General features: G+C 54.2%; 23 protein-coding genes. 4 read left to right on the top strand and 19 right to left on the bottom strand.

Annotated elements, in window-relative coordinates; genetic code table 11:
* The first annotated feature begins 20 nt into the window (after positions 1 to 20).
* Positions 21 to 848, top strand: a complete 828-nt coding sequence (locus P9J64_14035) for a HAMP domain-containing protein (GenBank protein ID MDG5469445.1) — start codon at positions 21 to 23, stop codon at positions 846 to 848.
* Between the two features lie 78 nt (positions 849 to 926).
* A complete protein-coding gene (locus P9J64_14030) occupies positions 927 to 1,451 on the top strand; it encodes a menaquinol oxidoreductase (GenBank protein ID MDG5469444.1) in 525 nt (174 codons plus the stop codon).
* A gap of 38 nt (positions 1,452 to 1,489) precedes the next feature.
* Here P9J64_14030 and P9J64_14025 read toward each other — a convergent pair whose 3' ends face one another.
* The 5 genes from P9J64_14025 to P9J64_14005 all read right to left on the bottom strand — a co-directional run bounded on the left by P9J64_14025 (position 1,490) and on the right by P9J64_14005 (position 4,439).
* Entirely contained in the window at positions 1,490 to 2,035 is a 546-nt protein-coding gene (locus tag P9J64_14025; protein ID MDG5469443.1) for a hypothetical protein, read from the bottom strand.
* 107 nt (positions 2,036 to 2,142) lie between these two features.
* Positions 2,143 to 2,547, bottom strand: a complete 405-nt coding sequence (locus tag P9J64_14020) for a GFA family protein (protein MDG5469442.1) — start codon at positions 2,545 to 2,547, stop codon at positions 2,143 to 2,145.
* On the bottom strand, positions 2,547 to 3,269 hold the full coding sequence (locus tag P9J64_14015; protein MDG5469441.1) for a glutamine amidotransferase: 723 nt from the start codon (positions 3,267 to 3,269) through the stop codon (positions 2,547 to 2,549). The genes P9J64_14020 and P9J64_14015 overlap by 1 nt, the downstream gene beginning before the upstream one ends.
* 8 nt (positions 3,270 to 3,277) lie before the next feature.
* Positions 3,278 to 3,733, bottom strand: a complete 456-nt coding sequence (locus P9J64_14010) for a hypothetical protein (GenBank protein ID MDG5469440.1) — start codon at positions 3,731 to 3,733, stop codon at positions 3,278 to 3,280.
* 76 nt (positions 3,734 to 3,809) lie between these two features.
* Positions 3,810 to 4,439: a LysE family translocator gene (locus P9J64_14005; protein MDG5469439.1), complete on the bottom strand. Its 630-nt coding sequence runs from the start codon at positions 4,437 to 4,439 to the stop codon at positions 3,810 to 3,812.
* Between the two features lie 240 nt (positions 4,440 to 4,679).
* On the opposite strand from P9J64_14005, the gene rpsD reads away from it, so the two are divergent.
* Complete coding sequence (rpsD, locus tag P9J64_14000; GenBank protein ID MDG5469438.1) at positions 4,680 to 5,300, top strand: 30S ribosomal protein S4; 621 nt, start codon at positions 4,680 to 4,682, stop codon at positions 5,298 to 5,300.
* A 4-nt stretch (positions 5,301 to 5,304) separates the two neighbouring features.
* Here the strand turns inward: rpsD and P9J64_13995 are convergent, their stop codons facing one another.
* A complete protein-coding gene (locus P9J64_13995; protein MDG5469437.1) occupies positions 5,305 to 6,237 on the bottom strand; it encodes a multidrug resistance efflux transporter family protein in 933 nt (310 codons plus the stop codon).
* Between the two features lie 153 nt (positions 6,238 to 6,390).
* Complete coding sequence (locus P9J64_13990; GenBank protein ID MDG5469436.1) at positions 6,391 to 7,206, bottom strand: ZIP family metal transporter; 816 nt, start codon at positions 7,204 to 7,206, stop codon at positions 6,391 to 6,393.
* A gap of 171 nt (positions 7,207 to 7,377) precedes the next feature.
* Here P9J64_13990 and cobO point away from each other — a divergent pair, with 171 nt between their 5' ends.
* Positions 7,378 to 7,956 carry a cob(I)yrinic acid a,c-diamide adenosyltransferase gene (cobO, locus tag P9J64_13985; protein ID MDG5469435.1) on the top strand — a complete coding sequence of 193 codons (579 nt, stop codon included), beginning with the start codon at positions 7,378 to 7,380 and terminating at the stop codon, positions 7,954 to 7,956.
* Between the two features lie 43 nt (positions 7,957 to 7,999).
* On the opposite strand, the gene P9J64_13980 is transcribed toward cobO, so the two are convergent.
* The 12 genes from P9J64_13980 to P9J64_13925 all read right to left on the bottom strand — a co-directional run bounded on the left by P9J64_13980 (position 8,000) and on the right by P9J64_13925 (position 20,933).
* Positions 8,000 to 8,425 carry a hypothetical protein gene (locus P9J64_13980; protein ID MDG5469434.1) on the bottom strand — a complete coding sequence of 142 codons (426 nt, stop codon included), beginning with the start codon at positions 8,423 to 8,425 and terminating at the stop codon, positions 8,000 to 8,002.
* A 345-nt stretch (positions 8,426 to 8,770) separates the two neighbouring features.
* Complete coding sequence (gene gltS, locus P9J64_13975) at positions 8,771 to 9,994, bottom strand: sodium/glutamate symporter (protein ID MDG5469433.1); 1,224 nt, start codon at positions 9,992 to 9,994, stop codon at positions 8,771 to 8,773.
* A gap of 480 nt (positions 9,995 to 10,474) precedes the next feature.
* Complete coding sequence (locus P9J64_13970; protein ID MDG5469432.1) at positions 10,475 to 10,831, bottom strand: hypothetical protein; 357 nt, start codon at positions 10,829 to 10,831, stop codon at positions 10,475 to 10,477.
* Between the two features lie 233 nt (positions 10,832 to 11,064).
* On the bottom strand, positions 11,065 to 11,727 hold the full coding sequence (locus P9J64_13965) for an SDR family oxidoreductase (protein MDG5469431.1): 663 nt from the start codon (positions 11,725 to 11,727) through the stop codon (positions 11,065 to 11,067).
* 14 nt (positions 11,728 to 11,741) lie between these two features.
* The gene (locus tag P9J64_13960) at positions 11,742 to 12,737 is read right to left on the bottom strand and encodes a VWA domain-containing protein (protein MDG5469430.1); all 996 of its coding nucleotides are present in this window, start codon (positions 12,735 to 12,737) and stop codon (positions 11,742 to 11,744) included.
* On the bottom strand, positions 12,734 to 13,831 hold the full coding sequence (locus P9J64_13955; GenBank protein ID MDG5469429.1) for a VWA domain-containing protein: 1,098 nt from the start codon (positions 13,829 to 13,831) through the stop codon (positions 12,734 to 12,736). Before P9J64_13955 ends, P9J64_13960 begins: the two co-directional genes overlap by 4 nt.
* A gap of 15 nt (positions 13,832 to 13,846) precedes the next feature.
* Entirely contained in the window at positions 13,847 to 14,656 is an 810-nt protein-coding gene (locus tag P9J64_13950; protein MDG5469428.1) for a MotA/TolQ/ExbB proton channel family protein, read from the bottom strand.
* Positions 14,657 to 14,673: 17 nt separating this feature from the next.
* Positions 14,674 to 14,904, bottom strand: a complete 231-nt coding sequence (locus P9J64_13945; GenBank protein MDG5469427.1) for a hypothetical protein — start codon at positions 14,902 to 14,904, stop codon at positions 14,674 to 14,676.
* Positions 14,901 to 17,297, bottom strand: coding sequence for a PEGA domain-containing protein (locus P9J64_13940; protein MDG5469426.1), 2,397 nt, complete (start codon positions 17,295 to 17,297; stop codon positions 14,901 to 14,903). The genes P9J64_13945 and P9J64_13940 overlap by 4 nt, the downstream gene beginning before the upstream one ends.
* Positions 17,294 to 18,802, bottom strand: coding sequence for a hypothetical protein (locus P9J64_13935; protein MDG5469425.1), 1,509 nt, complete (start codon positions 18,800 to 18,802; stop codon positions 17,294 to 17,296). Before P9J64_13935 ends, P9J64_13940 begins: the two co-directional genes overlap by 4 nt.
* The gene (locus tag P9J64_13930; GenBank protein MDG5469424.1) at positions 18,799 to 20,034 is read right to left on the bottom strand and encodes a hypothetical protein; all 1,236 of its coding nucleotides are present in this window, start codon (positions 20,032 to 20,034) and stop codon (positions 18,799 to 18,801) included. Before P9J64_13930 ends, P9J64_13935 begins: the two co-directional genes overlap by 4 nt.
* Positions 20,034 to 20,933 (bottom strand): hypothetical protein, encoded by a 900-nt coding sequence (locus P9J64_13925; protein ID MDG5469423.1) that lies wholly within the window; start codon positions 20,931 to 20,933, stop codon positions 20,034 to 20,036. Before P9J64_13925 ends, P9J64_13930 begins: the two co-directional genes overlap by 1 nt.
* Positions 20,934 to 20,936: the final 3 nt, after the last annotated feature.

Raw genomic sequence — 20,936 nt, 5'->3', positions numbered from 1 at the left:
GCAGGCCAAGGAGGTTCGCCATGTTGAGCAGCATAAACAGCCGCGCTATCGTTCCGGTCGCCTGTGCCGTCACCGGCTTTGTCATCGCCTGTTGCGTGCTTCTATTTACCTTCGTAAAGGATGATCTCATCAGGGGCGAGGTTCAACATGCGGCCGATCTGGCTGATACAGTCATCAAATCAACGCGCTACGCGATGTTGCATGATGACAGGGAAACCCTGAGCAACATCATCAGCAGCATCGGCGACCAGAACCAGGTGGAACACGTCAGAATCTTCAACAAGAAGGGGTTGATCATGTTCTCCCGAGAGCAAGGGGAACGGGATAGGTTTATCGACAAGTCGGCCGCCGGATGTAATGAATGTCACGCCGGAGAGAAGCCGAAAAGCAGTCTCGGCACCATGGCCCAGGCTCGCCAGTTTAACAACAAAGAGGGTAAAGATGTCCTTGCTATCACGGCGCCAATCTACAACGAGCCCGAGTGTTTTAACGCCGCCTGTCATTTTCATACGAGTGACCAGAGTTTGCTGGGAACCCTTGATATTGGTGTTTCTCAGGACCCTCTCAAAGAGACTTTAGGCCAATTGCAAAATCGCATGATCGTTTTTAGCGGCATGATTCTGATTCTAACCGTGGGTGCGGTTTGCGCTCTTTTGTATCGCCAGGTCTTTTTACCAATCAAGCAACTTGCCGACTTTACCGAAATCCCGGTGAATGGTAGGTTGGGCGAAGATTTTCCTGATGTGAGTGGTGACATTGCCCGCCTGGCAAAATCCTTTCAGGAGATGACCAACCGGGTCCAGGAGCTCGAAACTCAAGCGTCATCCAAGGGAGACGAGGCCTCTTAATAAGTTGCGCCACGTTGATGATTAGGACCTTTACTGACTCTGTTTTACCATTCTGCCACGCGGCAGAAGGAGCCGACAATGAGCCAGGTGCAGCCAAAGCCCGAAGAACCGCCCTTGCCGGGACGCGAAGGCTTACGGCTCAGGATCGAGGCGCGTATCCGCAAGCAGGAAAGAGCTTCCGGCAATGGGCTCTGGTCGATGGTCTGCTTCCTGCTGATCAGCTTCGCCGCCTTCAATGGGTTTTCCTTCTTACCCGAGCTCAGTACAGAGGTGCGCAACTTTCTTGGCACGCCGCCACCGGCAGAAATGATCAGCCTGGCCCTGGTCGTTTATGCCTTTTCCGGTATCGTCCGTACCCTTGCCCGCATGAGTCGCAACATCAAACCTTACCTCGGTCTGATGCACGCCGCGTTCTTTACCGCTTTCTATCTCTTCTACCATTTGTCGGGGGCGCTGCAGGATAACTTCTGGGCGGTTTTCTTTGCCGGAATCAGTGTGATGGGACTTGAGAACTATTATCTTTGGACACACAGCAACGCTGCTTTGCACAAGGAACGGGCGCTGCTCGCGAGTATGCAGGAGAAGAGGGCAGGGATCGAGTAGGAAGACCCATGAAGGCCGGCTTTATCCCCGCGGTCAGTCTATCTGTAAAACTGCAGGTTCTTCTGCACGAAACTTTCTACGCTATCGATCTGGCTCCGCATATCCATAATCCGGTTTTCGAGCAGGATGATTTCCTCGTCCAGACGGCTGCCGCGATCTTTGATTGCCTGTTGGCGGAAACGGAGTTCTTCACGGGCTTTCTGCATGGCGTCCTGTTGGTTGGAATCGAAGCTCTGTGACAGGCTGTTCTCTTCTCGTTGAAACTGCTCCAGTACATCTTCAATGCGGTTGCGGCTGGCTCTTGATGATTGCAGGTCACGCTCGAACATCTCGATGCGCCGTGAACGAAAGTTCAGGTAGGCGATGGCGATATCGAGTTTGCGCAGGGTGGTTTCTTCTTCAGCATTACCCGATTGTTTGGCGATTTGTCTGCTGAGGTTGTCGACTGCATTTGACAGGGTTTTAAGTTCGTCCGCAACCAACGCTGTGCTCATAGCTTGTTCTGCCGCCATGGCCTGACTAGTGAAACAGTGGCAGATGATGATCGCGCCTATCAGTATTCTTAGCAGTTTTCTGTGAATCATTTTTGCTTCCTTTGCATAAAAATAACAAGTTGTCAGCGCAATTAATCTGCGTTCGGGGGCGATGCCTGTTGCGCTCAAAAGGCCGTCGCAGATCAAATAACGACGGCTCAGCTGTAGTCTTGTGGAAAGTTCTGCATCTGCTTGTCCAGAGTGACCCAGTCCAACTGGCTGTTACAGTGGATGTTGGCGCTTGGTGTGACCATTGTTGGGTCGTCAAGGGTGCCGACAGCAACCATCCGATGCCCCGGATAACGTTTGTTGCTGTTGAAAATCGGAGTTCCGCAATGGCGACAGAAATGTTTCGTCACACTCTCCCCGAGAGGAAAGGTTGAAAGGTTTTCTTCTCCCGAGACAATTTCAAAGCGTCTCTCCCGGACCACAGCGTGACTGGAGAAAGCACCGCCACCAGCTTTTCTGCAGACATTGCAGTGGCAGTTGACCGCCATGGAGATGCCGGTTTTGATCCGATAGTGAATGGCTTTGCAGAAACAGCCTCCGGTGATTGTCGTCATCAGCAGGTGCCTTTCGTTGCCAGGGAGGCAAAGCGTGCCAACAATGCGTTAGCTGCCGGTGTTTCGCAAATCTCCTGTGAGAGTGCGGCAACATCCTGCCCGGCTTCGGTCAGGAGTTTCTCCTGCTTGTGAAGATAGTCGCGCATGACATGACTGTTGTACTCGGGATGGAACTGTACCCCCCAGGCACAGGGACCGATGCGGAACGCATGGTGTGCTTCAAAATCATTCTCAGCCAGTAAAATGCTTTCGCGCGGAAGGGCGAGCACTGATTGGGCGTGGGTGGCGTGTGCCTGGAATCGTTCCGGGAGTTCTTTGAAGAGGGGATCAACGCAACCAGCCGCCGTCTTTCTGATCTCAACCGTACCCACCTCTCTGCCGCTGGGATGGACGTCGACTTGTCCGCCCATGGCGCGACCGAGGAGTTGATGACCGTAGCAGATTCCGAGTAACGGTATCTTTGCCCGGACCAGAGCCGGGATCCATGCTTCTATCGCCAGGCTCCATGACAAATTATCGGTGACCATGCAGTGCGCACCGGTGATGACAACACCAAGACACTTTTCCGGGGCCGGCAGATCTTCTCCCTTGCACGCGTCGACCGTCGACACCTTGGCGTCCTTGCTGTCGAGGCCCCTTTTCGTCATCTCTTCAAAATCGCCATGTTTGGCTGCGGTCTCGGGAAACGTTGAGCCCGCCTTGATAATGAATATTTTTTTCATGGTTTAAGTTATTTGAGTAGAGCTTCTGCGCTGAAGTTGAAATTGTAGATTTCGAAGAGCCCGTCTCTGAACAGAAGCTTCAGGTTGATCGTGGCATCGCCGGTAGCATATTTGGCATCAATTTCATACTCGACAATCGTCTGCTCTCCGATGTCACCCTGCTTGCCGGAGTGCACCTCTATGAACCTCGGCTCTTCGACACTTTGCAGCTGGCCCAGCCTGGAGAACATGTCCATCGCTTGGGCAAATTTCTCTTCCGATATGGTCGCGGCCACTTCCGAGGCCATCAATGCCTTGGTTTTTGTTGGATTCCATTGCGAAATTTCCGGGATTACTTCCTTGATGTAGGGCACCGCTCTATCATCAAATTCAGAGGTTTTGTATCGATCATAGAGGATCGATCCACCGATGACGACAGTGATAACAACAAACCAGGTGCCGAGCATGAAGAAGAATTTTTTCAACGATTTTTTTGTTTCCACGTAAAACCTTTCTTATCAGTTTGCTAGAGAGTGTTTTGCTACAGCATTAGTGCCGAAATTAGTAGTTGTCCGATAGCGCCAGGCGTGCGCCAAAACCAAGGAAAACCGTTCCCGTTGCCCAGCGCATGGCTTTCTGCACTTTCCCGGATTTCTTGAGGCGACGTGAAATGCCGCTTGAAAAGAAGATCAGGTGGGTGTGAACAATGCCTGCCGTAAGGGCGTGCATGGCACCCATGGCTGCAATATGCAGTTCTGGATTTTGCGCAGTAGGATCAACAAACTGAGGCAACAGCGCCAGCATCAATAAGGAGATCTTTGGGTTGAAGATGCTGACAAAGGCGCCGTTACGGAAAATTTTCCAGTTGTCGGTGCCGATCGTTTCAGTCGCAGTGCTGACGCTCGCACCACCTCGGAAGGCTTTGATGGCCAGGTAAACCAGGTAAGCGACACCGAGGAACTTGATTGCATGGAATGCTGTTGAAGAATATTGCAGCAGGGCGGCAAGACCGAGAGCGACCGCAACGGCATGGCAGAGGATGCCGGTGGAATTGCCGAGATTGCCGATCATGCCGGCTTTGCGGCCATGGCCGAGAGTCGTCGATATGGTGTAAGCCCAACTTGGGCCCGGCGATAATGCGATCATTAAACTGACCGCGATAAACCCGAGATAGGGTGTGAAGTCTTGCATGTCTGCCTCAAATCTATGTTGTCTGCATAGCCGTTTTTAAACGGCAAGCGTGAGGGTATCATTTTAGATATGGGGACACCATACTTAATTGTTCCTGGACAGGGCTCCTGGCCCTTAAGACAGAATCAAAATATGCATTCAAAGTCATAATTAGGCGAATGCGAAAATAGTTGACAAAAAAGGTCATGTTTTGTAGGACTGTCGATCCATCTTTAAAAAAAACAGCGAGGAATCAAATCTATGGCAAAATTCACAGGTCCCAAAGGCAAGCTCGTCCGCCGTTTCGGCGTTAACATATATGTCAATCCCAAGTATGATCGCTTACTCGAAAGACGCAGTCACGGCCCAGGTCAGCATGGCCCCAGCCAGGTCCGGCGTAAGGTCTCAGAGTATGGGCAACAGCTGATCGAAAAGCAGAAATTAAGGAATACCTACGGCCTGCTGGAAAAACAGTTCCGCAGGTTGTTCCGCAAGGCCCAGCAGATGCGTGGCATTACTGGTGAAAATCTGCTGGTCCTCCTGGAGACCCGTCTTGACAGCCTGGTCTTTCGGGCCGGGCTCGGTTGCACCATCATGCAGGCGCGGCAGTTGGTGAATCATGGCCACATCAAGGTTAACGGCAGGCGGGTGGATATTGCTTCCTATCGGGTCAGGGTTGGCGATCAGGTTACAGTGCGAGACACGCTTGCGTCCAAAGCCCTGGCAACCCGTTACCTGATGGAGAATTCACGTTTTGGCGGTGCTGAGTGGCTCGCGGTGGATCGTGATGCGCTGACCGTTTCGGTGAATCGTCTGCCGCAACGCGACGAGATTGACGCTAACGCTAACGAGCAGTTGATCGTCGAACTCTACTCCAAGTAAAGCTTTAGTTATGCTCGTGACGGACAAACGCGATCAGCCCTGCACAGGCGATGAGTATGCCAAGCATCGCAGCCGCGTTTGGCAGGCTGGCTTGCAGGAGTAGAGCTTCTCCGGCCAGGGCAAAGATCACTTCGCTTGATTGAGTTGCATCAACAGCGGCCAGCTTGCTGGCATTGTCTGCGCCGTTGCGAGCAGAGAGGAAGAGCGAGGTGGCGATCACACCTGAAAAAAGGGCGACCAGGGCGACGTTGATAAGCTGGCCTTGGGAAGGCATGGTTGCGCTGGTGAAAGGGTAGAGCAGCAGCCAGAAAGGGAGGCTGCCGATAGAGAGCAGGAACACTTTGACAAAGGCGTTGTCGAGCAGAGCCACATCGAGTTCAGGCAAGCCTTTGCGCCCCTGCTTGGCCTCCCATACGAGTTGATTGCCGAGTGGGTAGAGGAATGCTGCGACAAGCACGGGCGAGGCTCCCAGGATCAAGGTCGTGATGTTTGCCCTTTCGACCTGACTGATGTTGACAAGAAAAACCCCGCAGAAAACAATGGCCGCGTAAATCCAGATTTTTTTTGAAAATTTTTTCCCGAAGAGCATCAGCACAAACAAGGATGCGATGATCGTCATCTGCCAGGTGGTTGCCACCACCCAGCCCGGTGAATAATCCGCGGCAAAGCAGATCAGGGCGTAAAACCCGCCGAAGCCGATCGTACCGCTCACGACCCAGAAGAGTGCATTTTTCTTAAGCTCGGAGAGAACCCTCCCGAAATATTCAGCACCTTTACAGGCCCTGATCCCTGCGCCGAGAAATGCAATCATGTAGGCGTACCTGAGCGCTGCCGACCAGTACCAGTGGCCGCCTTCGAGACTCATGGCCCGGTTTAGAATGAAGGTCGCGCTAAAGAACATGCCAGCGGCCAGACCGAGGAGCATTAAACGGAGCATTGCGACCTTATTGATCGAAGGGTACTTTTGTCTAAAATGAAAGAAGTTTTACCACAGAGGACACAAGAAACGCGGAGAAATGCAAAAGCTTAAAGTTCATTTCTCCGGGAGTTCTTTGCTTGTTTTGGGTCAGGCAATCAACAAGCTGAACCGTTATCCCAAAGCCACATCGAGGATCATCATGACCGAGAAGCCGACCATGGTGGCCATGGTGACCAGGTCTATGTTCTTGTAGTTTCTCTGTGATTCAGGAATGAGTTCTTCCACCACCACAAAAATCATGGCGCCGGCGGCAAAGCAGAGTGCGTAGGGAAGAATCGGTTGCATGTAGATGACAAACAGCGCGCCGACAACTCCGGCAATCGGTTCGACCATGCCGGACGCCTGACCCATGAAAAAGCTTTTCCCCTTAGACATGCCTTCCCTGCGTAACGGCATTGATACCGCCGTGCCTTCAGGAAAATTCTGAATGCCGATGCCGATCGCCAGGGCAATGGCGCCACCAATGGTGGCCGAAGGCAACCCGGCGGCAACAGCACCGAAGGCGACTCCGACGGCCAATCCTTCAGGAATGTTGTGCATGGTAATTGCCAGCACCAGCAGAGTGCTTCTCTGCCACGAGGTTTTCACCCCTTCGCTTTTGTCCGTACTGAGCCCGGGGTGCAGGTGGGGCAGGAATTTATCGGTCAGGCGCATGAAAATCCCGCCGCCCATAAAACCGATTGCGGCAGTCAGCCAGGGGGTGTGTCCCAACTGCTCCGCCATCTCTATCCCCGGGTTGAGAAGAGACCAGAAGCTGGCTGCGATCATCACGCCAGCAGCAAAGCCGAGCAGAGAGTCCATTAATTTAGGGTTTAGATCTTTGGTGAAAAAAACCAGCGAGGCCCCTGCGGCGGTGACGCCCCAGGTGAATAGAGTCGCAATAAATGCTTGTGTGACAGGATTGAATTGTAGAAAGAATTCGCTCATTATTGTTCCCTGATGATATGGATCGTGTGGGTGACGGTAGCAAACTACTCGGGACATTATACCCAATTAAAATGTTTTTGCCGCGAAAGATTAAGCTGGACAGGTTCTTTTCGATCGACCCTTTTGTTCTCGTCAGGAACACGGTAAACTAGGTCAACAGGAGGACATTTCATGCCGATACAACCGAAACCAATCAAAATTGACAAGCTCGAACCGAAAAAACCCCAGGGCCTGGTCGTGGTGATCACCGGAAATGGCAAAGGTAAAACAACCAGCGCCATGGGGATGGTGCTGCGCGCCAGCGGCCATGGCTTTAAAAGCTGCATCATTCAGTTTATGAAGGGTGATCTTTACACCGGTGAGTGGGATGGGGTAAAGCGACTCGACGGTCTCGTAGAGCTGCATGCCACAGGTATGGGCTTTTGCGGTATTCAAGGCAACACCTACACCCACGCAGAACATCGTGCCAGCGCCCAGGCCGCCATTGAACTGGCCACGACAAAGCTGACCAGCGGCGATTATCAGATCATTATTCTGGACGAGATCAATAACGCCTTGAAACTCAAACTGGTCGATCTGGAGCAGGTGCTGGGTTTGATCAAGGCGAAGCCGGCGATGGTACACATGGTGTTAACTGGAAGGAATGCCCATCCGGAAGTCATCGATCTGGCGGATACGGTCAGCGAAGTCTGCGAAGTCAAACACGCCTATCAGAAGGATATCGAACCTCAACCGGGGATTGATTACTGAAGCCGAAAGAGCTCGAGAAAAGCATCGGCAGGATGTGCCGCTGTTACCGCCAGCCGATCGGCTGGTAGCCTTTCTCTCTTAAGCAGATCTCAACAAAGCGGATGTAGACCTGGGTTGGTTCCGAGGAGTCGAAGGCGCCACTGACCAAGGCTGCCGTGGCCGCCCCGGCGCCGCCAATCGCTGCTCCCCGTCCTGTGCTGGTCCCCGAAGAAATTGCACCTGCGACAGCCCCGGTGGCACCGCCGACCGCGCCGGCTTTGGCTGTTCTCTGGGCGAGGTCCTCACTTTTCCCCGAGTTGGCTCCGCTGGCTTCGGCGGCCCGCATGCAGTCATCAATATCAGCGTTCGCCTGCTGTTGACCGACCATGCTTAGGTGCTGGTTGGGGTAGAGAACCGGTTTCTTGGCGCTGGAACATCCTGTGAAGGTCAGGCTTGCCAAGAGAATCAGAAAGGCGCAAGTCGATTTCATTCTGTAATCCCCTCGAAAGGTTGAGTCTCGTTTAAGCGAGTGGTTGAGTGTCTCAGATATCAAGATAACGTCCGATAATCAATTATGACAGGACTTATAATACACGCTTCATTCCGCTTCAGCCAATCTTTCATATTTGGTGACAAATAAGAAACGACCCCTGAGGACAATCCCCAGAGGCCGCATCAGCAGGGCCTGTCGTAAAATACAGGCTGTTTATCAATAACCGTTTCATGGCGACGTTTCAAGGTCTATCAAACCAGACGCTCAAATCACCCCAGAAAATGTCCTGTCAATGGTGACCTTTTGGGTAAAGGCCTCCGCCACTAAGTGAGGGAACTCAACTCAGAAATTTGCCAGGAAAAACGGGATGAGGATTGCATTGGCAAGGTCTATGAAAAAAGCACACACTAACGGGACGATAATGAATGCCATGTGTGAGGCACCGTAACGCTGTGAAACGGCTGACATGTTAGCCATGGCGGTTGGTGTGGAGCCGAGGGAGATTCCACCGAAACCAGCGCAGACCACAGCAGCATCATAGTTCTTGCCCATAACGGGAAAGACGACAAACAGGATCGTGGCCAGAGCAACAAAAAATTGGGCACCGAGAATTGTGAAGATTGGCCCGGCTAGATCCACCAAGGTCCAGAGTTGCATACTCATCAACGACATCGCCAGGAAAGTGCCCAATGAGATATCTGCGAGCAAAGAGATAGCGGGCATGCGACTCGGCCACTTGGTGCCACTGATACGGGGAAAGTTCTCCGGGATCAGGTTGGTTATCAGGATGCCGGCGAATAGACAGGTGACAAATAGCGGTAGTTGCAGGCCCAAATTTTCCAACTGTTCGTTGAGTACAAAACCGAGGATGGCGCAGACATGTATGGCGAGGATTGCATCCAGAAAGTCGAGGTGGCTGATTCGGCCACCTTGCTCTGTATCTGAAAACCCGACCGTCAGAGGCTCTTCGCCGGGTGACTGCAACTTGTACCGATTGATGAGTAGCTTGGCAATCGGGCCGCCCATTATGCTAGCGAGGATCAGGCCGAAGGTGGCACAAGCGATGCCGACTTCCATGGCGTTGCCTATGCCGTAGTCTGCGGCGATACGCGGAGCCCAGGCGATAGCTGTGCCGTGTCCACCGATCAGGGAGACGCTTCCACCCAATAGGCCGACCGGCGCTGCGAGCCCAAAGGCAGCTGCGACCGAGATACCCGTCAGGTTCTGAACGATCATGTAGGCGATTGTGATGACCAACAAGATGACAAGTGGTTTACCGCCCTTTATCAGGTCCTTAAGACTAGCGTTGATGCCGATAGTGGTGAAGAAATAGACAAGCAGGAAGTCACGTGCAGAGAGCTCGAATTCGATCTCGATGCCTGTCACTAGGTAGAGCAATGCAATCAGTAAGGAACAGATCAGTCCACCGGTTACAGGCTCCGGAATACTGAACTCCTTGAGGAACCGTACGATATTGTTCACACGTTTGCCGACGAACAGGACGACAATGCCCAAAGTGACAGAAAGGAAAGGACTGATATGAAGGATGCCGTTCTCGAACTCCATAATAGCTTAAATATTCCAACGTTGAAGGAGCAAAACTTCATTTGAAATGACTAAACCAGAAGACAGTCGTTCAGCCTTTTGTTCAGTGGGAATAGAAAATCTTATATATATGCTAAGAGAACTATACCAAGAAGAGCGCTTTGTTCAATATCGGGTGGCTTATTTATCGTCCTGGATAGTTTCGAGGGTGATAAATTGTTCTCAAAGCGCATTTTAATAGCACTCTTTGATCTCATAACCTGCCCTGACAGAGCCCTCAAAGGTTTTTTTAGGAGGTAGAGCATGAAGAAGTCTGTTCTGGTTGATAGATTGCTTCTTTGGTTGGATATGCCAACAGGAAAAATGAAATAAACAAGGCCGCCAGAGCTCGATCCCTGGCAGCCATAGTTTTGTGCATTAAAGAGCGTCCTGAATGGCTCTATCAATAAGAAGCTAATTTTCGGCTCAGAACTCGTGACTTTTAAGAAAGTGAATGGGGCTTTAGAAGCTCAAACAATGGATTCTTGTGAGCAACTGCTCTGGCGTGCTTTGAAAGTTCGTTGCTGTGTCGGGATGTTCCAAAGTGTCGTGTAACTGCCCTCCAATATCTTCCAGAATCAACTGAAGCTCTTCCGGCAGATGGATCCAATTAAAACCATAATCAGCATGAAGTCGGAAGAAGGTATCTGCTGTAGTGCAGTTATCGGCAGTGCGGCCTTCTTGTGAGCATAAGTAGACCAGCAACTCAACCAGAGCAGCTTTTATCGCATCAAGGTTGGTCGTGTTGTCAGAGATCGAATCACGCACCTTAAAAAGGTACGAATGCAACTCTTGTGTACCGTCGGCTAAGAGACTCATAGACAACCTGCGAAAAGACAAAAGTGACTGGCTGCGCACCCAGGCTCAAGACACTAGCAACCTTTACCCGGTGACTAAGTATACCTTGCTCAGGTCTTCCTACAAATGGCGCAGCCTAAGAAGCCAAATTCCTGATCGTTTATGATTGCGGAAGCAAGCCTCATTCTTCAAGCGTTTGCGCCAGAGATATCGTCGTAGCGAGCATGTTAAAAAAGGGCAAACGGGCCTTCATTCTACCAGGGGAGCTCCTCACCATTGCAGTGCCAGAAAGATCCTGAGTTGTCAAGATTGAGAGCCTCAATCCTTTCGGCGAGCCCGGCAGCAGATTCTTCTGGCGTTATTAAACCGCCAAAGTCAACCATGCGGGTTTTTACAAAACCGGGGTGCAATTGTGCCACGGCGATGCCACGCCCTTTCAGGTCAATCGCCAGGCTGCGTCCAAGGGCGTTGAAGGCCGCTTTGGAGGCACGATAACCATAACGCCCACCGGAGGAGTTGTCAGCAATCGACCCCATGCGGCTGGTGATATTGGCAATCTTGCTTCCCTCCGGCATGTTGGGTAGCAAGGCTTCGCTGATCTTTAAAGGCGCGAAGGCGTTGATCTCCATTTGCAGGCGAAGAGAGTCAAAATCAAGTTCACCGAGGGTCTCATCGAGCAGGACGCCAGCGTTGTTGATCAGCAGGTCGATCGTTTGCCCTTGCAGGGCGGCCACCAGCAGATCAACAAATTCCTTGCTGGTGACGTCAATGTCTTCAATGATTTGCTTTGCGACTTCCTCCAGCTCGCTCGAGGATTCCCGACAGACCCCCGTGACCCGCCAACCTTCAGACTGATAGTGACGTGCCAGTTCGAGACCGATGCCACGATTGGCTCCTGTAATGACAACATGTTTCATTGTGTAATCCTTTCTTATCTCAAGCTGTTTAAACCGACGAAGCTGCCGTTGTTATCTTCGGCCAATTTGCGCATCAGGGCGGCAAAACGTGCCGCGTTCTGGCCTGCTCCCGGTTGGGCCATAAGGACGGGGAAGCCGACGGTGTGTATGCGCACCCGGCTGCCCTTGCTGCCAGAGGCGTTTTTCTGCCGGACAGTGTTGACTACGTTCTGCATCAGGCCACCGGAAAAGTCGTCACCGAAGACGTAGAGGCTGATGCGTTTATCGGCAGCGTAGAAACGCTGGATTGCTTTAGTGACCCCTTCAACCGGGCTGGAGTTGGAAAAAGGTGCCCAGGAGGAAAGCCGATCGAGGATCGCGCGGCGACGGGCATTCGAATCCGGAATCCAGCGCCCGGCATACTGGGAGAACATGTAGTCTCCCATATCGTTAAGCACCTGAACACCCTTGACACGCGGATAGATGGCGAGGATTTCTTTCATCTTCTGACGGACCAGCGGCCAGGCGAAGCGCTGCATGCTGCCCGAAGTGTCGATAACGAAGATGATATATTCGCTGTCAACCGGTATGCCGCCGATGACCGCATCTTCTTTGGGTCGCTGGTAGTCTGTGAGCAACTTTCGCATCTCGTCGCTCAGTTCCTGTTTGGCGCTCTTTAGCTCATCCGCAATCAGACTTTGCGCTTCGGCCGCCGTGCTGGCAAGCTGATATTGTCCTTCAATGTCGGTCAGGGCTCCCTGTAGACGGGCCAGCTTTTCTTTGTCTGCGGAGAGCTGCTCCTGCCTGGCGATCAGCTGCCGGTTGAAAATCTGGGTTTCCCCACGGATGTCGTGAAGCTCTTCTTCCAACTGTACCACAAGGCCTGAGAGGTCGACATTGGTCTGCTCAATCACCCGTGGCTCGGAGATCTTCGAGATGACCAGCAGCAGGATGATGGCCCCGAAACCGCAGGAGATCACGTCGAGGAAGGAGAGGTTGAAAACCTCAATCTGGCGGCGGCGTCTTCTCATGGCCAATCCCTCGTTGGGGTGAGGAAAGATCCACCTGTCTCTATGGCGAGTTTCCAGAAAGAGACCGCTGCCATGGGGTCGCCTTCCATCGGGAAGAGGATGGTATTGATCGGCACGGCTCTGGGAAGAACTCCGGTCGCCTGATGGAATAGCTTCAGGCGCTCATCGCCCGATATGGTGTTCTTCGAACTCTTTTTCTCCCCCTGGGTGGGGAGACCGTCGGTGAGCAGGAGGATATTGTCCGGACGCGGTTTCATGCGCGCGGCCGCAGCAAAGGCGTTGTAGAGGCTGGTCCCCCCCTGTGGAGTGGTCTGTTTGAGCGCTGCCAGCATGCGTTTGATATTCTTGTTGTCAGAGGTCTTAACCCACTTGTTCTTCAGATCAGCTACGGTGGGAGAGGACTCGGTGTTGAAGGTGTAGAGTTGTAGCGAACTGTCTGCAGGGAGGTTGGCGGTCAACCATTCGGCGGTTCTGATGGTGCGCTTCCATTTGGGCGCAGATTTCTTGCTGCGGTCATCAAGGTTGCGACGGACGATGATGTTGACGATGGTTTCATCGAGCATGCTGGCCGAGGCGTCAACCAGCAGCAAAACTCTTTTGCCGCCGAGCCGCAGACCGGTGAGATACTGGCGGTCTCCCTGGCCGATAAACTCGCGAACCTGGGCACCACGGGCAAGCTCTGTTTGTTGCTCCGCTCCGATTCGTCGACTCTCTGCGTCCAGGTTGAGGAGGTCTGATTGCAGGGCGTTGATATGTTTTTTTGCCGCCTGGCTGTTGCCGCTCATCGTGGCCAGTTCGAGTTTGGTCTGTTCCAGATTGCTGATCACCTGGCGGGAAAGACCCTCTGTCCGAACGATTTCCTCTTCGGTCTGGACCATACTGTTTTGCAGGCTGACCAGGTGCTCTTTGCCAACCTTGACTTCACGTTCGATACGCGTGACCTCGCTGCGCAGATCGCTGACGATCTCCTTACGGGTGGCCAGCATGTCACCGTTCAACAGCATGACCAACAGCACGACTGCGCCAAAACCACAACACATGACATCGAGGAATGCCAGGTTGAATTGTGAACTGCTGCGTCGACGAGGGGGCACGAAAAGACCTTAGCTTCAGGGTGCGGGTTTGATCCGCAGTTTGTTGATCAGGTTGCGCTGGCAGTAGGCGCCGGCATCGTGGATCAAGCGCTCCTGGCGGTGCTGGAGTTGATGAATAAAGAACATCATCACAATGCTCAAGACCAGGGCGATAAAGGTGGAGTTGAAGGCGACACCGAGGTTCTGGGTGACGCCGGTGATATCTCCCTCGACGGCACGATGGGCCTGGGAGAGCGCTGCGCCGATACCGCGCACGGTGCCGATAAAGCCCACCGAGGGAATGGCCCAGGCGATATAGCGAATGGTGGAGAGCTCGGAATCGAGACGGTCGCCGTGGGTCTCGCAGGTTTCACGGACCGAGGTGGCTGCATCCTGGATGTTGCGGGTTGCGGCGAACCGCTGCACCGAATTTATTAAAGCTGTCGGTAGCAATAAATCACGGCTCGTGCTCGGCAGTTCCTGTAATCGCCCCATCAACTCCCGTGTATCTTCCGGGCCGATCGGCATGTTGCCGGGCAGTTGCAGCAGGTCTTCATCCAGCTGGCCCTGCTGACGCCAGATTGCGACGCCCTTGTAGATGAGGATTGCCATGGCCCAGAAGAAGAGGACCAGGCAGGCTTCCTGCTCAAAGTCACGGATGACCACGTAGAAGCTTTGTTCCTGAACGGCGTCGGGCTGTTCTACCATTCGGGCCTGTTGCATGCTCAGGAATGATTCTGCTTTGGGCCGGATCAGGGAGACATAGGCTCCATGAACGATGATAAAGACCAAGAGCAGGCTAAAAACCTGGTAGATCATCTCGGTTGGGAAATTTTTTCCGCGCATAAGACGTATCACCTCATTCAGATATCAGTCGGGAAAGGGACGATGCTGTCCACACTTATCTCTTCAGTCGATTTATAGGGGCGTGGCCATTCCGGCGACTTCTTTTCCTTCGGGACCTTCTTTTCTGCGTCCTGTTTCACTTCACCGGCCTCTACACTCTTCTGGGCCTGTTGACTGGTGTCCCTGTCGAGAGCAACCGCGCTGGCCGTGATCAGGAACAGGGCCAGCGTGATGGTCAAGAATCTCATTTTGTATACCTCGCTATCCGGAAACCAATGTCATTGGCGGCTTCCCTGCTGTAGCGGCGATAACTGAAGCGCAGTTCGGTGATGCTGGCGTCACGCCAACTTGAACCCCGGACCACGCGATGTGCGCCGCTTGTCGGGCCCATCGGATCGACAGCGTTCTTTTCCGCATTGCCATTGAAAACGGAGTAGTAATCGTGACACCACTCCGCCACATTGCCGCCGAGGTCATGAATGCCTACCGGGTTTGCAGAGAAAGACGCGGTCGGCGCACTCGCTGCGAAGCCATCGTTATAGCCCTCGATGACCATGGGCAGCAGGTGGCGCGCTGATTCATCGGCAAAGTTGCCTGCTTTGGTCTTCGGCGGATATTTGCCGACCCAGGGGTAGCGCGCCCGTTCTTTCTGGCCAGCTATCCTGGCAGCGAAGGCCCATTCTGCTTCACTGGGCAGGCGGTAGCCCAAGCCTGCCGGATCGACGACAACCATGGTGCCATTCTCTTCACGGTAGAAGGCTGGCAGTCCGTCTTTTTTGCTGAGCCAGTTCATGAATCTTGCGGCGTCCTCCCAGGCAACGTTTGCGACAGGATGTGAATCTATGTCGAGAGAGCGGTTACCGGACATGCCGGAAGAATGCTGCGCCCGGAAGAGTTTGTATTCGGCGTTTGTCACCTCGTGAGACGAGAGATAGAAGTGCCGCTGCATGGCGACTTTATGCTCACTTTCGTTGGCACGACGCCCCGCTTCTTTCCTGGAGGCTCCCATGATGAAAGGCTTTGGTTTGATGAGGATCAGCTTCTGGCCGAGGCCCGTTGTTTTGACCGTTTTGAGGGCGGTCACGTTTCCAGGCGTGATCGCTGCCTGTTTGCTTTGCAGCTTTATCTCGATGCGTTGACTGTAAGCGGCCTGTGGCGTCACGGTCTTGCTTGCGCTGTTGTAACCTTTCGCCTTCATTTCGACAGTGTGAGGTTTGGTGGTCAGTCGGAAGCGACCGCTGGACAAAGTTTGCTTCTTGCCGTCGATATAGAGGATGGCATCTGCCGGATCTCCGGTGATGAAGATCGTGCCGTACTCCGGCTCGAGCTTGATATTGAGCTCACGCTCCTCTTCTGGTTCCAATAGCACCTTGCGGTTTGCCGGCTGATAGCCGGGCAAGGTCAGGCGGAGGACGTGTTTGTCTCCTGGCGATAGCTCAATGGAAAGAGGCGCCAGCCCTTTGTAGTCACCGTCGATAGTGGCCGTGGCCCCGGTCGGAACCGACGCGACGGCAAGCTTGGCCGGCGCCGGTTCAAGCTGGTAAACAGCGGGCGTCATGTCCTCCCCCGCGACAACGTCTAGCTCGACTTCGAGAGGAGAGAAGTTCTCCTTGCTGAAGACCAGCTCGCGACTGCCGGCGATCAACTCCAACTCCAGCGGCGTTGTGCCAAGCTCCTCGCCGTCGACACACAGGGTTGCGTCCTCCGGTTCTGTGCGAAGAGTGACCATGGCCCAGGCCGGTTTGAGTTCGACGTGCAGTGCCTGTTTCGCACCAAAACCTTCGATTTCGATCGTTGCTTCGTGTGACAGGTAGCGTTCATGCTCGAAGCCTATGCTAAGGCTACCAGCAGGCATCTCCACACTCTGGAGAGGGGTTTCTCCCCTCGCAAGGCCATCGACCAGTACGGTGGCTCCAGAGGGGTTGCTGGTCAGGTCAAGCAGACCCGGCAGCTTCTCCATGGTGAAGCTGTAGTGACTGCCGCGGTCAGTAATTTCAATGGTCTCTTCTAAGGGGAGGTAGCCCTTCTTCTCGGCATGGAGGGTGTAACGACCGGAAATCCCCAGGTAGCTGTCGCCGGATTTCAGTGGTGGTGGAAAGCCGGACACCGAGAGGTTGTCCGGAACGGGTGTGACCATGACAGAGAGGGGGTTGGCCAGCAGCACAAAGGCCGCTCCGGTTAAAAGGAGCAGGAAGAGCATAACGACCAGGTTCCGAAGCCTGTGTCCATTGGTTTTTGGCGCCTCGACAACCGGCAGGATCAGTTCTTCAACGCCGCTTTCCTCCGGGGGCTCAACAGGGGGGCGCAGCATCTGGGCCGAGGTTTTGGAGAGATGGATCTCTACACGCTGTCCTGAAAGATGCCAGGAGATGAGGGTATCCCCGATGCGGGTCGTATCGCCAGCTTTCAGCCAGACCGAACCGGTCACCGGTTCATCATTATGAAAAAAAGAACTCGGTGCGGTGGTGTCCGCAGGCTGCAGAAAGAGATGGTTACGGGACTCCGCAATATAAGCGACGATGCCCCCGTTGCCATCCAGACGAACATGGGCGGTGGCGTCCATACCGATGAGCAGAGGCAGGCTGGTCTCATCAAATTTGAGAGTCTCTTCTCTGCCGATTATTTCGATCAGACGGTTCAAATCGGTTCCTCGCAGCGCAGGGTGAAGACCATTTTGCCGGAGCCTGGTCGAACTTTGAGTGTCTGCCGCACATCCCTGAAGCCGTTACGGCTGCCAGTGGCGGTATAATTGCCTGTGCGCAGAACAAGTTGTTTTTCCTGGAAAAGGCCCAGACGGCCGACATGATAGATCGCCACATCCGTCAGCCCGTCCGAAATAATCACGACTTCAATCTCGGCCTCGGCCTCGGTGACCAACACGTCAAGCCGGTCCATCTGTGACGCGAGAATTGGTCCGCGGGGAGAGAATTGCGAGGCATAGCGTAACGTTTGTCGGGCCTCTTTCCTGGGTCCCTCGGTGAAGAGACGTTCCGGCTTGGCGAAAATCGCTGCAAACTGATTGTCCAACTCAACCCGCAACCTCGCCCGTTCCTTGCAACTGGAGGCGAAGGCCGCATTTGAATCCAGGCTGAGCGCCTCCGTGCAGGTTTTTAAGACCTCCGGCCAACGCTCTTCCCGCTCCATGCGCTCTGCGTTCTGACGCAGGGTGGACAGTCTGGCGGCACGCTGGTTCAGCAAAAGCTGTTGCTTGAGATCGTGAACAGCACGATCTCCGGGCTTGATGGTTTCGGCTTTTTGCAGAGCTGTCCTGGCGGCCAGGTTTTTGCCCTCGGCCATCGCCTGAAGGGCACGGCTCATGGCCAGCTGAAACTCTTTTTCGGCGATCGCTGCTTTGACCCGGGCCAGAGCCTGCTGCGCCGACGCATAGTCGGGATCAAGAGTTGCGGCCTCTGAAAACGCCCGAAGCGCGCCTTCCGGATCACCGGCGGTTTCCATGGTCTCGCCGTCTTGCATGAAACGCAGCACCGTGGGCAGTTGCTTTGCTCTGCGCAGACCCGCTGAGGCTTTTTCTTGATCGGCATCGATGGCGAGAGCTTGCTGGAAATATTCGACTGCAAGCTCCGGGTTGCCCTGCTCAAGAGCCAGCAGTCCCGCAACAACGGTCTCTTCGAGAAGCGCCTCTTTTGACGCCATGAGAGCGCTCAGTTTATCGATCGCTTGATTGCAAGCTTCTCTCGCCGGAAGGTACTGTTTTTTTTGCAGCAACTGGCTGCATTCTTTGCCCCGGGTCGTGGCCGCGACATAGCTTTCACCACCCCATGCTGCGACGTTCTCAGCTTCGCCTTCAGCCTGCTTACGCAACCAGGTTCCGATCAGTTGTTCGATCTCGGTTGCCGCCTGATCCGTCGCTTCCGGACTTGTGGCCGCCTGCTTTTGGATTGGAGCCTGTGGCTTGAGTGTGTCGGTTTCAAGCGCGGTTGTCGGTGCCGTTCGGTTCTCACTCATAAGCGGAAGCAGAACAACCAGAAGGGCCGCGGTCACCAGCAACAAGCCACCAACCACTATCAGCAACGGGGTGCGGGAAGGTCTCTGCTCCTCTCCTGCGGTTGCATCAGGAGGAATCAGGTTCGGAGTCCTGCTTGGCGTTTCGCCATTGTCTTGTTTGGGGGTGGAGTCTTCGGTCATTGGTCGAGCTCGTCTGGCTCGGAGCCAGAGCCTCCCGATTGACCGAGGTCATCCCCAGTGGGCTCGGGTGGCAAGCCTGTCTCCGCGGCGTAGATCTGTTGAAGCATATCGCGCCATTTCTGGTACTGCTCTTCGGCTGACCCTGTGAGCCGGACCGTTTCGCCGACAACCTCCACGACCAGGGGGTCTGCTTCGGAGGAGAAGGAAATACTCAGCTCTTCGATGACATCCCTGTGAATTTTGGTCTCCTCCTGCTTCTGGAAACCACTGTAAATCGCTGCGGCACCACCCATGACCATGACCCCGGGGAGGTTGGAGGATGAGAGGTTGTTATTGCCGGTACTGAGTGCGACGCCACCGATAATAGAGGCAAGGCCAAGCAGTTGTCGGGTCAGAGCCTGTTTCTTGACTTCATTGAGCGCTGCGAGCTCTTCGTTGTAGAGCTTCCGCCAGTCTCCGTAGGGCTGCCAGAGATCATTGTAGTAGATTTCGTAATACCCGTTGATGGTGTCGAGCAACATATCATCGCGCACCTGAACGGCCCGCACCCGCTTGAGCATGGGGTCACTTTCAACAGGGAGTCGGATCAGCGAATAACGACCTTCTTCATTGCGGGAGAGATGCCCGGCAAAAGCGTCACGGGCCATGTCTTGGGCTGTGCGGAGTTCGGAAATCTGCTGAATTTCCCGAATCGCGGTGGGCGGCAGCTGGCTTCGATGCTCGACAAGGTCGTTGGCGATGGTGTTGTAAAGATCTTGGAACGGATCCTTTTCTCCGGGCGAGGTGCCGTAGAAATCAACCAGGCTGAGCTCTTCGCTGTAGGAATTTTCAAACCACGAAACGCCGCGAGAATCATAGGCTTCGATGTCGAGGCTCAGCTGTTCACCGTCCGAATGGATGATGGTTCCGCGGACCTGGACATGGGCGGCGTTTTCTTCAGGAACGACCCGCACGGCTCCCCAATGACCGGTCCGTTGCATGGTGTACTTGAGGTGGATCGGTATGAAGCGCTCTTCGGCGCGACGAATCTCCTCGGACAATCCGAGCTCGCGGATCTCCTTGTCGGTTAATTCCTCGGAATCAAAAACAGCGATCGCCACATCGAGCAGTTCCGAGCTGTCCAGTTCGTGGGTCGCGACGATCGGTTGTACCCCGTCCGCAACCTTGTTGCTGAGGGAGGCACATCCGGAAAGGATGAGGAGTGAGGAAAACAGCAGGAACAACCTGTTCATCAATTATCACTCCTCTTTTTGTTTACGCCCTTGTACTTCCAGTACTCTTCCCAAAGTTTCTTTTTCAACTCCGGGTCGGGCTCCTTTTCGGCGGCTTCGCGCAGCTGCCGGGCAACGATATCGTCATCCTCCGGAGGTGGCAAGTTACCGCCGGGGGCGCCGTATGTGGATTGCTCCACGCCGCTACCCTGAGATCCTGAACGTCTCGTTGAGCTTTGGGCTGTCCCTGCTTGGCCTTCGCGCCCCTGGCCCTCCATTGTCCCTTCGCCCAGCTCTTCGCTGGCGCCGCTCTCTCCGGAGCCGGTATCGCCTGTTGCGCTCGTTCGGGTGCTGCTCCCAGAAGCACTGGAGCTGCCGGATTCTCTCTGGCTGGGAACCCTGGTCGCAACTTTTTCTTCTTCTTTCAGCAAGCTATCGTCGAAGTCTCCCAGGGAGGAGAGAAAAGCCCCTTCCAGTTCGGCAGTTTCTTCAGCCTGGCTCTTGGCTTCCCCGAAGTCCGAGCCGGTCGTATGAAAAATACGTTGATCAGAGGAGGAGGTCTCGCTGGCACCGCCCATTGCAGGCGTTTCAGGGCAGGGCAGACCTTCGAGAGCGGTGGCGCCTCCCCTCTCTGCGAGATCCATGCAGTAGTTGACGATCCGGGTGTTGAGGTAGACAACAAAGTCCTTGTAATCGGAAACTTCGCTGGCAGGCATCGTCGCCTCTTCGAGCTCCTCTAGAGCCGTCTGCCTGGCGCTATCGAGGGCGGTGATGCTTTTACGGGTAGAGTCGAGCTGCTGGTCCCCGGCGTGCAGTGGCGACACCGTGAACATCAGAAAGAAGGCAAGGAAGAGGGTGTGGGCAATGACTGCCCGCATCGGTGAGGACCGTTTGAAACCGCAGATTACGATGGTTTGCATGGG

The organism is Deltaproteobacteria bacterium IMCC39524 (assembly GCA_029667085.1).
In the GTDB taxonomy this organism is placed as follows: Bacteria; Desulfobacterota; Desulfuromonadia; order Desulfuromonadales; family BM103; genus M0040.
The sequence above is the reverse complement of the archived record's forward strand: the minus strand, read 5'-3'. Positions and strand labels throughout refer to the sequence as shown.